Source organism: Glycomyces niveus (genome assembly GCF_017592475.1).
Lineage (GTDB): Bacteria > Actinomycetota > Actinomycetes > Mycobacteriales > Micromonosporaceae > Glycomyces > Glycomyces niveus.
In genome coordinates, this window is record NZ_JAGFNP010000009.1 from 124,873 (window position 1) to 135,796 (window position 10,924).

At 72.6% G+C, this 10,924-nt stretch carries 8 protein-coding genes; 6 read left to right on the top strand and 2 right to left on the bottom strand.

Features of this window, described 5'->3' with window-relative positions:
- Window positions 1-51 precede the first annotated feature (51 nt).
- Window positions 52-1,257, bottom strand: coding sequence for an MFS transporter (locus tag J5V16_RS16405; RefSeq protein ID WP_208497523.1), 1,206 nt, complete (start codon window positions 1,255-1,257; stop codon window positions 52-54).
- Window positions 1,258-1,322: 65 nt separating this feature from the next.
- Here J5V16_RS16405 and J5V16_RS16410 point away from each other — a divergent pair, with 65 nt between their 5' ends.
- Entirely contained in the window at window positions 1,323-1,694 is a 372-nt protein-coding gene (locus J5V16_RS16410; protein WP_208497524.1) for a MerR family transcriptional regulator, read from the top strand.
- Window positions 1,695-1,743: 49 nt separating this feature from the next.
- Here the strand turns inward: J5V16_RS16410 and J5V16_RS25565 are convergent, their stop codons facing one another.
- Window positions 1,744-3,777: a beta-galactosidase gene (locus tag J5V16_RS25565; RefSeq protein WP_208497525.1), complete on the bottom strand. Its 2,034-nt coding sequence runs from the start codon at window positions 3,775-3,777 to the stop codon at window positions 1,744-1,746.
- An 85-nt stretch (window positions 3,778-3,862) separates the two neighbouring features.
- On the opposite strand from J5V16_RS25565, the gene J5V16_RS16420 reads away from it, so the two are divergent.
- The 5 genes from J5V16_RS16420 to J5V16_RS16440 all read left to right on the top strand — a co-directional run bounded on the left by J5V16_RS16420 (window position 3,863) and on the right by J5V16_RS16440 (window position 10,920).
- Window positions 3,863-4,222, top strand: a complete 360-nt coding sequence (locus tag J5V16_RS16420) for an ArsR/SmtB family transcription factor (RefSeq protein ID WP_208497526.1) — start codon at window positions 3,863-3,865, stop codon at window positions 4,220-4,222.
- Window positions 4,223-4,295: 73 nt separating this feature from the next.
- Window positions 4,296-5,624: an MFS transporter gene (locus J5V16_RS16425; RefSeq protein ID WP_208497527.1), complete on the top strand. Its 1,329-nt coding sequence runs from the start codon at window positions 4,296-4,298 to the stop codon at window positions 5,622-5,624.
- A 195-nt stretch (window positions 5,625-5,819) separates the two neighbouring features.
- Complete coding sequence (locus J5V16_RS16430; protein ID WP_208497528.1) at window positions 5,820-8,654, top strand: BTAD domain-containing putative transcriptional regulator; 2,835 nt, start codon at window positions 5,820-5,822, stop codon at window positions 8,652-8,654.
- 94 nt (window positions 8,655-8,748) lie between these two features.
- Window positions 8,749-9,780: a LacI family DNA-binding transcriptional regulator gene (locus J5V16_RS16435; protein ID WP_208497529.1), complete on the top strand. Its 1,032-nt coding sequence runs from the start codon at window positions 8,749-8,751 to the stop codon at window positions 9,778-9,780.
- 210 nt (window positions 9,781-9,990) lie between these two features.
- A complete protein-coding gene (locus J5V16_RS16440; RefSeq protein WP_307792993.1) occupies window positions 9,991-10,920 on the top strand; it encodes an ABC transporter substrate-binding protein in 930 nt (309 codons plus the stop codon).
- The last annotated feature ends 4 nt before the right edge of the window (window positions 10,921-10,924 follow it).

A 10,924-nucleotide genomic window follows, 5' to 3' on the forward strand; every position in this document is an offset into this window, starting at 1 on the left:
ATGTGAGTGATGCTCGTGCGGGCGGGCTTGCCCGCTCGCACGAGCGTTGCGTCAGAGTCCGGGGCGAGCGGCCGGAAAACCGTGCTTGCGCGCGGCGACCACTACCAGGACGACCGGGATCATCAAGGCGGCCACGCCCCAAGGGAACGACCCCGCGCCGAGGCCGCTGAGCATGAGGCCGCCGACCGCGCCGCCGGCGGCCATGAAGGAGTTCCAGGTGGTCACCAGAAGCGCCTGTGCCCTGTCGCCGCCACGGTCCGCGGCCGCGGTGGGCAGTAGCGTCGAGACGCTGCCCCAGCCGAGTCCCCAGAGGACGATCGCCAGGTAGAGCGTGAACTCGTCGCCCGCGAGCACCGTCAGGAGCGCGGCGGCGACGAGGAACAGGACCGAACTGAGGATCATGAGGAGCCGCGGCCGCCGGTCCACCAGCGCGCCGGTCACCGCGATGCTCACCACCGAGGCCGCGCCGAAGACCAGCAGCACCAGGTTGCGCTGGCCGCCCATGCCGTTCGCGTCGAGGAAGGTCGCGATGTAGGTGTAGAGGATGTTGTGCGCCAGCACGTATGCGGCCGTGGTGAACAGGACCGCGATGACGCCGGGGATCCTGAGCGCCCCGAGGATCGGCGCGCCCTGGCCGCGCGGCGCGCCGGGGAATTCGGGCACGGAGACGCGGATCCAGAGCATCAGGAATGCCGAGACGGCGGCGATGAGGCCGAAGGTCATGCGCCAGCCGAAGAGCTCGCCGAGGAAGGTGCCCAAGGGAATCCCGAGCGACAGGGCGAGCGGGACGCCCGCCATCGTGAGGGCGATCGCCCGTCCCTGGAGGTGCGGCGGGGAGAGCCGGGCGGCGTAGGCCGGCAGTCCGGCCCACACGACCGCGGCTGCGATGCCCGCGAGGAGCCGGAACGCCATCGTGAGCGCATATGAGTCCGAGACGGCGGTGACGATGTTGGCGACGGCGAACGTCAGGACGGCGGCGAGCATCAGCCGCCGACGCGGCCAAGAGGCCGTCGCCGCCACGACCGGGATCGCGGAGAGGCCGGTGGCGATGGCGTATACCGTGAGCGTCTGCCCGGCGGCCGATTCGCTCACGGACAGACCCGCGGCCATCTCGGGGAGGACCCCGGCGGGCAGCGCCTCGGTGAGGATCGCCAGGAACGCGGCAGTGGTGAGCGCCAGCAGCGGCAGGACCGGAAGCCGTTGCCGCGCTTCGGATGTCGGCGGCGCGGGAATACGATGGGCGTTCGTCGTTGTCATGTCTCATACGTTCCAACCTTCACACTTGTGTGAAGGTCAAGCCGGGATCGAATGAGGTGCGTCATATGAGGATCGGAGCGCTGTCAGAGCGGACCGGCATCCCCCGCCGCATGCTGCGGTACTACGAGGAGACCGGGATGCTCGTCCCCGACCGATGCGCCAACGGCTACCGCGACTACGACGAGCAGAGCGTCGACCGGGCGCTTCAGATCCGGGGCCTGCTCGAGGCGGGCATGCCGACGCGCGTCATCAAGCAGGTCCTGCCGTGCCTCAAGGCGACCAAGGCCATCCACATCCCCGGTGCGACCCAGGAGACCATGGGCATCCTCGAACGCGAGCGCGACAGCATGTCCGAGCGCATCGACACCCTGACGCGCAGCCGCGACGCGATCGCCCGCTACATCGACACGGTCCGCGGGACGCAGGAAGCGGCATGAACGTTCACGCAGCAGGACCGGGCGCCGCCCGGTCCTGCTGCGCGCGGATCTACTTGCGGGGGCGTTCGAACACGGCGTTGCCGTGCGCGGCGAGTTCGAGGGTCTCGCCGTCGATCTCGACCGTGGCCGGGGCCGGGTTGCAGTTGAGGACGAACACGTGGTCGGTCTCGCCGTCGCTGCGGACCTGGGCGGTCACGCCCGCCGGAAGGGCCGTGGCGAGGGCGCGTTCGACGCCGGTCTCGGCGATGAGCCCGCCGTAGAAGGCGTCGAGGAAGTCGGCGCCGGTGCGCGCGGCGATGAAGTACGCCTTGCCCTCACCGCGGCGGTTGACGGTGAGCGCGGGCCGGCCGGCGTAGAAGTCCGAGCCGTACGCGCCGAGCACGTCCGCGCCTTCGGCGTGGATGAGCTCGCACAGGCCGAAGGCCTCGTAGTCGGCGCCGTCCCAGGCGATCGCGTTGCGGTCGTCGGGGTAGAGCGCGTCGATCTCCTCGGCCCAGACGCCGAGCGTCGCGCGGAGCGGGCCGGGGAAGCCGCCGAGGAACGTCTTGTCGTTCTCGTCGACGTACCCGGTCGCGTACGTGGCGACGAAGGTGCCGCCGCGCTGCACGAACGCGTCGATCGCCTCGGCCACACCGGGACGCAGCATGTAGAGCATCGGCGCGACGAGGACCTTGTACCGGTCGAGGCAGCCTGGGGCGGCGACGAGCGAGCCGTCGAGCACGTCCACCGGCACGCCCTGCTGCCAGAACGCCTGGTAGTGGTCGACGACGGTGCCGAAGTAGTCGGTCTTGCCCTGCAGCAGGCCCTTCATGTCGTCCAGCGCCCACCGGTTGTGCCAGTCGTAGACGAGCGCCACGTCGGCGGGCGTGGAGGTGCCGACGACCGCGTCCATCGCCGCGAGCCGCGCGCCGACCTCGGCCACGTCCCGGAACACGCGGGTGTTCTCGGTGCCCTCGTGGTCGACGATCGCGCCGTGGAACTTCTCGGAGCCGCCGCGGCCCTTGCGGAACTGGAAGTACTGCACGGTGTCCGCGCCGTGCGCGACGGCCTGCAGCGACTGCAGCAGGTGCACGCCCGGCCGGTGGAGCTTCGCGACCGGCCGCCAGTTCGTGGCCGAGGGGGAGGACTCCATAAGCATGAACGGCTTGCCCTTGAGGCTGCGCGTCAGGTCGTGGTGGAAGGAGGCCTCGACGCCGGTGCGCACGTCCCGGCCGGTGCCCGACCACTGCGGGTAGGAGTCCCACGAGACGACGTCCAGGACCTCGGCGAGCCGGTAGTAGTCGATGCCCGGGTAGGTGCCCATGAGGTTGGTCGTGCACGGGACGTCGGGGGTGATCGCCTTGAGCGGCGCGGTCTCGTGCAGGTAGAAGTCGACGAACTGCTCGGTCGTGAACCGCATCCAGTCCAGGTGCAGGCCGTGGATGTCCTGCTCGCCGCGCCAGTGGGTGCTGGGGGACTCGATGTGGGACCAGTCGCTGTAGGTCTTGGCCCAGAACGCGGACCACCAGGCCTCGTTGAGTTCGTCGAGCGAGCCGTACTTCTCCTGGAGGTGGGCGCGGAACCGCTCCTGGCACAGGTCGCAGTGGCATTCGCCGCCGTACTCGTTCGAGATGTGCCAGACCCCGAGCGCGGGGTGCGCGCCGTACCGCTCGGCCAGCGCCGTGTTGATCGCGAGGGTCTTCTCCCGGTAGACCGGGGAGGTGAGGCAGTGGTTGTGGCGGCCGCCGTGGAGGTTGCGGGTGCGGTCGCCGTCGACGCGGAGGACCTCGGGGTAGCGGTGGCTCATCCAGCCGGGCCGGGCGCCGGTGGGGGTGGCGAGCACGGCCGTGATGTCGTTCTCGGCCATGAGGTCGAGGATCTCGTCGAGCCAGCCGAACTCGTAGCGCCCTTCTTCGGGTTCGAGTGCGGCCCAGGCGAAGATGCCGACCGAGAGGGTGTTGACCCCGGCGAGGCGGGCGAGGCGCATGTCCTCTTTCCAGGTCTCGTCCTTGGTGCGGAGCCACTGGTCGGGGTTGTAGTCGCCGCCGTGGAGGAGGCGGGGGACGCCCTTGACGATCGGGGCGTGGCGGACGGGCTTGCTCACGAGGCGTACTTCCTTAATGACGGCGCCTTTGATTTACCGATCAAGACCCTATGTCACGGGGGCCGTTTGTCAATAGGATTGCCGCATGCCGAATCGCGAGCCCGAGGCTCCTGCACCTTCGTTGCATCACGCCGCCCCGAGCGCCGAGCAGTTCGCCGCCGCCGCAGCGGTGTTCGCGCTGCTCTCCGACCAGACCCGGCTGCAGCTGCTGTGGGCGCTCGCGGACGGGGAGGCCGATGTCACGGCGCTGGCGGCGGCGACGGAGGCGGCGCGGCCGGCGGTGAGCCAGCATCTGGCGAAGCTGCGGCTCGCGGGGCTGGTGCAGTCGCGGCGCGAAGGGCGGCGGGTGGTGTACTCGCTGACCGACGGGCACCTGCGGCGGCTCGTGCTGGAGGCGTTGAGCCGGGCGGACCACCAGGTCACGGGCGAGGCCTGGCACGCTTAGTCGTCGTCATGTGCGCAATTGCGCACATGTTTGGTAATGTCGGGGTGTCATCGTCCCCGACCGAGGACCCGCCGTGCTCGCCGTCCTGCGCCACCGCACCTACCGGCGCCTCTTCGCCGCCCAGGTCGTCGCCCTCACCGGCACCGGCCTCGCCACCGTCGCCCTCAGCCTCCTCGCCTACGACCTCGCCGGAGGGGACGCGGCCGCCGTGCTCGGCACCGCGCTCGCCCTCAAGATGCTCGCCTACCTGTTCATCGGCCCGCTCGCCACCGCGCTCGCCGAACGACTCTCCCGGCGCGCCCTCATGGGCACCATGGACCTCGCGCGCGCCGCGGCCGCCCTCGCCCTGCCGTTCGTCGCCGAGGTCTGGCACGTGTACGCCCTCGTGCTTCTCCTCCAGGCCGCGTCCGCCGCGTTCACCCCGACCTTCCAGGCGACCATCCCCGACGTGCTCCGCGACGAGGACGAGTACACGAACGCCCTCTCGCTCTCCCGCCTCGCCTACGACCTCGAGAGCCTCGCCAGCCCCGCGCTCGCCGCCGCGCTCCTGGCCTTCGTCTCCTACCGGGAGCTGTTCGCCGGGACGGCGATCGGGTTCCTCGCCTCAGCCGCGCTCGTGCTCTCCGTCGCCCTGCCGCGCCTCGCGCCCGCGCCGCGAACGGAAGGGCGCCTTGCCAAGACCACCCGCGGCTTCCGCCTCCACGCGGCCGTGCCGCGCCTGCGCGGCCTCATCCTGGCCCACCTGGCCGTCGCCGCCGCGACCGCGCTGGTCGTCGTCGACACGGTCGTCCTCGTCCGGGACGGCCTCGGGCGCGGCGCCGGGGACGTGGCGATCGCTCTCGGCGCGTACGGGATCGGTTCGATGATCGCGGCCGCCGCGATCCCGCGACTGCTGCGCCGCCGCACCGAGAGGGCCGTGATGCTGCCCGCCGCGTTCGCGCTCGCCGCGGTCCTGGCGGGCCTCGCGGCCGCGCTGGCCTGGGGCGCCCTCGGCTGGGCCGGGCTGCTCGCGGCGTGGGCCGCGCTCGGCCTCGGGACCGGCGCGATCCTGACCCCCACCGGGCGTCTCGTCACCGGCGCGGCCGCCCCGCAGGACCGGCCCGCCGCGTTCGCCGCCCAGTTCTCACTCTCCCACGGCTGGTTCCTCCTCACCTACCCGCTCGCGGGAACGCTCGCCGCCGCCGACACGGCCCTCGCCGCGGGCGTCCTGGCCGCCGTCGCCGCAGCCGCCGCCACGGCCGCGCTGATGCTCTGGCCCGCAACCGAACCCGAAACCCCACGGTCGATCGGCGTCCACGTCGTCGCCCTCCGCACCCCGCCGCGGCGATCGGACCCGCGCACCCGGCGGCCCGACCGGGCCGCCCGCCCGCCCCGAGTGCGCAGGACGCCGGTGCGGCGCTGACCGCGACGGGACGGCACCGGCGGTCATGATCCTGGCCCGCTGCACGAAAAGACGCCCTTGTGGACACCTCGGGGGAAGCGAACCCTGCCCCGATGCGCCATCATTGATGCAAGCGCGGACTCCCGGCAAAGCCTGCGCGTCAGCGTTGTGGGGGACAGTGCCGCCGTTCGCGGTGGGCACGGGAGGTGACTCGTCATGGCTGCTATCCCTGCGTCGTCGAGCGTGGCCAGGCCGCGACTGCTCGCCGAGCTCAATGACGGCTCGGGGCCGGTCCGCCGCGCCGTCATCACCGCTCCGGCGGGCTTCGGGAAGTCGACGCTGCTCGCGCAGCACGCCCGGTCCTTCACCGGCGGCACGGCCTGGCTCGGACTCACCCCCGCCCACGCCGACCCCGGCGAGTTCACCGCCGACCTGCACCGGGCGATCATGCCGCTCACCGCCGCGCCCGACCCCGCCGAACCCCCGGACCGCCTCTGGAACCGCCTGCGCGCCTTGACCGGGGCCACCCTCCTCGTCCTCGACGACGTCCACTACCTCGACGACACCGCCGCCGAACGCGTCCTCGACCGGCTGCTGTGCGAACTGCCCGAGCAGTGCAGCCTCGCCGTCGCCACCCGCCGCCTGCCCGGCGTCAACCTCGCCCGGCACGAACTCACCGACCTGCGCTTCATCGACGCCGACCAGCTGCGCTTCCGCACCTGGGAGATCGACCTGCTGCTGCGCGAGAACTACCAGGAGCCCCTGCCCGCCGGCGACATCGCCGTCCTCGAACGCCGCCTCGGCGGCTGGGCGGCCGGACTCCACCTCTTCCACCTGTCCACCAAGGGCAGACCCCTCGCCGAACGCCGCACGGCCGTCGCGGCCCTCACCGGCCGCGCCTCCCTCGCGCACGCCTACATGAGCCGCACCGTCCTCGCCGAACTCCCCGAGCCGCTGCTGCCCTTCGTCACCCGCATCAGCGTCTTCGACGTCGCCACCGCCGCCCGCTGCGACCGCCTCCTCGGCATCGACGACGCCGCCGCGCACCTCGCCGAACTGCACCGCCGCCAGGTCTTCATCACCACCCCCGACGGCGGCCACACCTACCGCTTCCACGAGGCCATGCGCTCGCACCTCGCCGCCGTCCTCGCCGACGGCCACGGCGGCGCCGCCGCCCGCCGCCTCCACGCCGCCGCCGCCGAGATCGTCAAATCCGAAGGCGCCCTTGTCGAAGCGGCCCGCAGCTTCGCCCGCGCCGAGGACTGGCCCGCTGTGCGCGAACTCCTCGACCTCCTCGGCCCCCAGATCACCGGCGACGACTTCGACGCCTGGCGCGACCTCCTCCCGTCCTGGCTCGTCGCCGACGACCCCTGGATGGTCCTCGCCGAGGGCCGCAACCGCCTCGGCCGCGGCCGCATCGCCGAAGCCGTCGAATGCTTCGAACGCAGCCAAGCGCTCTCGACCGACGAGACCGGCCGCGCCCACGGCCGCGCCGCCGCCGCCGCGGCCCGCATCTGGCTGCCCGGCCCCGCCCGGCCCGGCGCCGACTGGTGCACCTGGCTCCGCGCCGCCACCCAGGCCCACCCCGCGCTCGTCGCCGCCGCTGCCGAGGACCGCATGCCGCAACCGCACGGCCGCATGGTCGCCCTGCTCGCGCACGTCCTCGCCGGAAACCTCCCCGCCGCCCGGAACCTCTTGCGCCACAACGAAGGCGACGCCGGAGCCGCCGCTGTCATCGCGCCCCTCGGCAACGCGATCCTCGCCCTCCTCGAGAGCCCCGGCGACCGCGGCCTCCGCGAACTCTCGCGCGCCGTCTCGGCCGCCGAAGCCGAACGCCTGCCCTGGCTCGCCCGCGCCGCCCGCGCCGCCATCGCCCTCGACGGCACCCAGGACTCCGCCAAGACCGCCCTCCGCGTCGCCGAGGAATGCGAACGCGACGGCGACCTGTGGGGAGCGCTCCTCGCCGCCGGCTGCTCCTGGTTCGCCCGCCTCGGCAGCGGCGACACCGACCTCTCCACCCTCGCCGACCTCGCCGACGGCTTCCGCGCCCTGGACGCCGCCGTCCCCGCCGCCTGGGCGCAGGCGATGTACGCCGTCGCGGCCGCCCACGCCGGCGTGCCCGGCGCCGAGACCGAGATCGAACGGGCCGCGGACCTGGTGCGCCGCTGCGGGGTCGGCGGCGCGCAGCCCCTCGTGTACGTCGCGGCGGCCGTCGCCGCCGGCCACCCTCCGAACCTCGTCGCGCGCGCCCGCCAGGCCGCAGGGCACTGCGGCTACCCCGTCCACCTCGTCGAATCCTGGCTCGGCGAACCGATCCCGCCGGTCCGCGCCTCCACTCCCGAGACCCTCACCGTCACCTGCTTCGGCGGTTTCCGCCTCGAACGCGAGGGCGCCCAAGTCGACCTCTCCGCCGTGAAACCCAAGGTGCGCATGCTCATGCGCCTCCTCGCCGTCAACGCCGGCCGCCCCGTCCACCGAGAGGCCATCATCGACGCCCTCTGGCCGCAGGCCACGCCGCGCGCGGCCACCCACGGCCTCCACGTCGCCATGTCGAGCCTGCGCAAGCTCATCGAACCCGACGCCGAACGCGGCGTCTTCCGCTTCCTCACCCGCGAAGGTGATGCCTACCGGCTCGTGCTGCCCACTGACGGCTACTGCGACGTCGTCGCGGTCCGCGAAGCCGCGCGCCTCGCCCGGAGCGCCCCCGACGACGACGCGGCCGCCGCGATCCTGCGCCTGGCCTCCGACGCCTACCGCGGCGAGCTCCTCCCCGAAGACGGCGCCGCGGAATGGGTCGTGGGCGAACGCGAACGCCTGCGACTCGCCGCCTCCTCGGCCGCGGCCGACCTCGCCCGCCTCGAACTGCGCCGCGGCGACGTGGCCGGGGCGCTGGCGGCGGCCGGACGCAGCGTCGGCGTCCACCGCTTCAACGACGAGGCCTGGCGCCTCCTCATCGAAGCCCATGAGCGCCACGGCGACCGCGCCGCCGCGGCCGACGCCCTCGCCCGCTACCGGGAAGTCCTGGCAGAACTGGGCGTCCACCCCGAATAGCCCCTCGGCCTTCGGCCGCAAGACGACCCGGACTGGACGCCGGCGCACCGGCTTCCGCATAATATCGGGATCGATCCCGATCAAGGAGGCCGCCATGTCCGCCGACGACGCCAAGCCCCAGCGCCGCGCCCTGACCCTCAACGACATCGCCGCGCTCGCGGGCGTCAGCCGGTCCGCGGCCTCGCGCGCCCTCGACCGCACCGCCCCGGTCAAGGGCGCCAAGGCCGATCGCGTCCGCAAGATCGCCGCCGAGCACGGTTACGTCCCCAACACCTGGGCCGCCAACCTGCGCCGCCAGCGCACCGGCCTGATCGGCGTGGTCGTCTCGCGCCTCACCGACACGCCCATGGCGATGATCTACGAGGCCATCGTCGAGCAGGCCGCCGCCCGCGGCTACCAGGCCACCGTCGTCACCACCGACGACGACCCCCGCAAAGCGCTCGAACGCGGGCGCACGCTCGTCTCCCAGCGCGTCGACGGGTTCATCCTCACCACCGCCCGCACCGACGGCGCCGACCCGTTCCTCCTCGAACTCCAGGAGCAGCGCGTCCCCTACTCGCTCGTGATGCGCACCGACGGGACCGGTCCCGCGGCCCTCACCGACGACGTCGCCGGCGGCGGCCTCGCCACGCGGCACCTCATCGACCAGGGCCACAGCCGCATCGCCTATGTCGGCGGGCCCGCCTACGCCTCCAGCTCGCAGAACCGCGAGGCCGGCTACCGCGAAGCCATGACCGAAGCCGGGCTCGCGGTGCCGCCCGAGCTCGTGCACCACTCGGACTTCAGCATCGAGGCGGGCGTCGACGTCGGGCGGCGGCTGCTCGCGCTGGCCGACGTGCCGACCGCGGTGTTCACCGCCAACGACAATCTCGCGATAGGCGTCATGTTCGCCGCGCAGCGGGCGGGTGTGGCGGTCCCCGAACGGCTTTCGATCGTCGGCTACACCGACACGCCCATCGCGGCGCGGCTGAGCGTGCCGCTCACCAGCGTGAAGGTCCCCTTCGACGACCTGGCCTCGGACGCCCTCGATCTCCTCCTGGACGACGAGCGGAGCGCTGCCGCGCCGCGGCTGTCGGCCCCTTCGCTGATCGTGCGCGACTCGGTCGCGCCACGTCCGCTCGCCTGATCCGTATCGCCCTGTAAATGTCCGGTTCCGGACGCCCGGGGGACAGTTCGTTGACAGATCGGGATCGATCCCGATACGGTGGGAGCACTTGAGCTTCACTCCTATCGAGAGGTGATCTCCATGTCGCCAAGGCAAACCACGGCGAACATCCGCACCGGTCCAGCCATTGCCGCGAATCCAAAACGGAATCGTTCCCGAATCCGGGCGGGTGTGGCGGCCGGGGCCGCGCTCGTCGTCGCGAGCGGCCTCGCCGCCTGCGGGAAGTCCGACCCGAACGCGTACACCGTCGCCCTGATCGAACCCGACCTCACCACCGTGCCGCTGCTGGCGGCCGTGGACGCCGCCCGCGAGGCCGGCTACGACGTCGACGTCATCGAACTCGCCGAGCCCGAGCTGGCGATCGAAGGACTCGCCCGGGGCGACTACGCGTTCTCCGCCGAGGCCACCAGCCCCGCCCTCCTCGCGATCGAGAAGGACGCGCCGATCCGCATCGTCGCCGACGTGATCGGCAACCAGTGGGCGGTCTACGGCAGGCCCGGCGTCGAGGACTGCGACGACCTCGCGGGGCGGCCGGTCGGGATCTTCAGCGAAGGCGCCGTCGCCACCGCGATGATCCGCGACTGGGTCGCGGACGAGTGCACCGGCGGCGAACCCGAATACCTCGTGATCGGCGGCTCCGACGTGCGCGCGCAGGCACTCCTCGCCGGCCAGATCGACGCAACCGCACTGGAGATCGCCGACGCGGTCGCCCTCGCCGAGGCCGGCGAGACCGACCTCGCCCCGATCATCGACTTCGGACAGACGCTCCCGGACCTGCACCCGCAGACGGTCTACGCCAACTCGGACTTCCTGGGCGACAACCCGAAAGCGGCCGAGACGTTCATCGACGCGCTCGTCGCCGTGCACGAGCGGATCAACGCCGATCCCGGCCACCTCGTCGACCTGGCCGTCCAGTACCTGGGGGAGGAGCGCACCGCCGAGCTCGAGGCGGTCGCGGCGGCCTACGCGGCCGCAGGGCTCTTCGACGCGGCCGCCCTCACCGAGGAGAACGTCCAGGGCACGATCGACTTCTTCACCGAAGCCGGGGTCGTCGGCGAACTCGCCGCCGCCGACGTCGCCGACCTCTCCTTCATCGAGTAGCGCC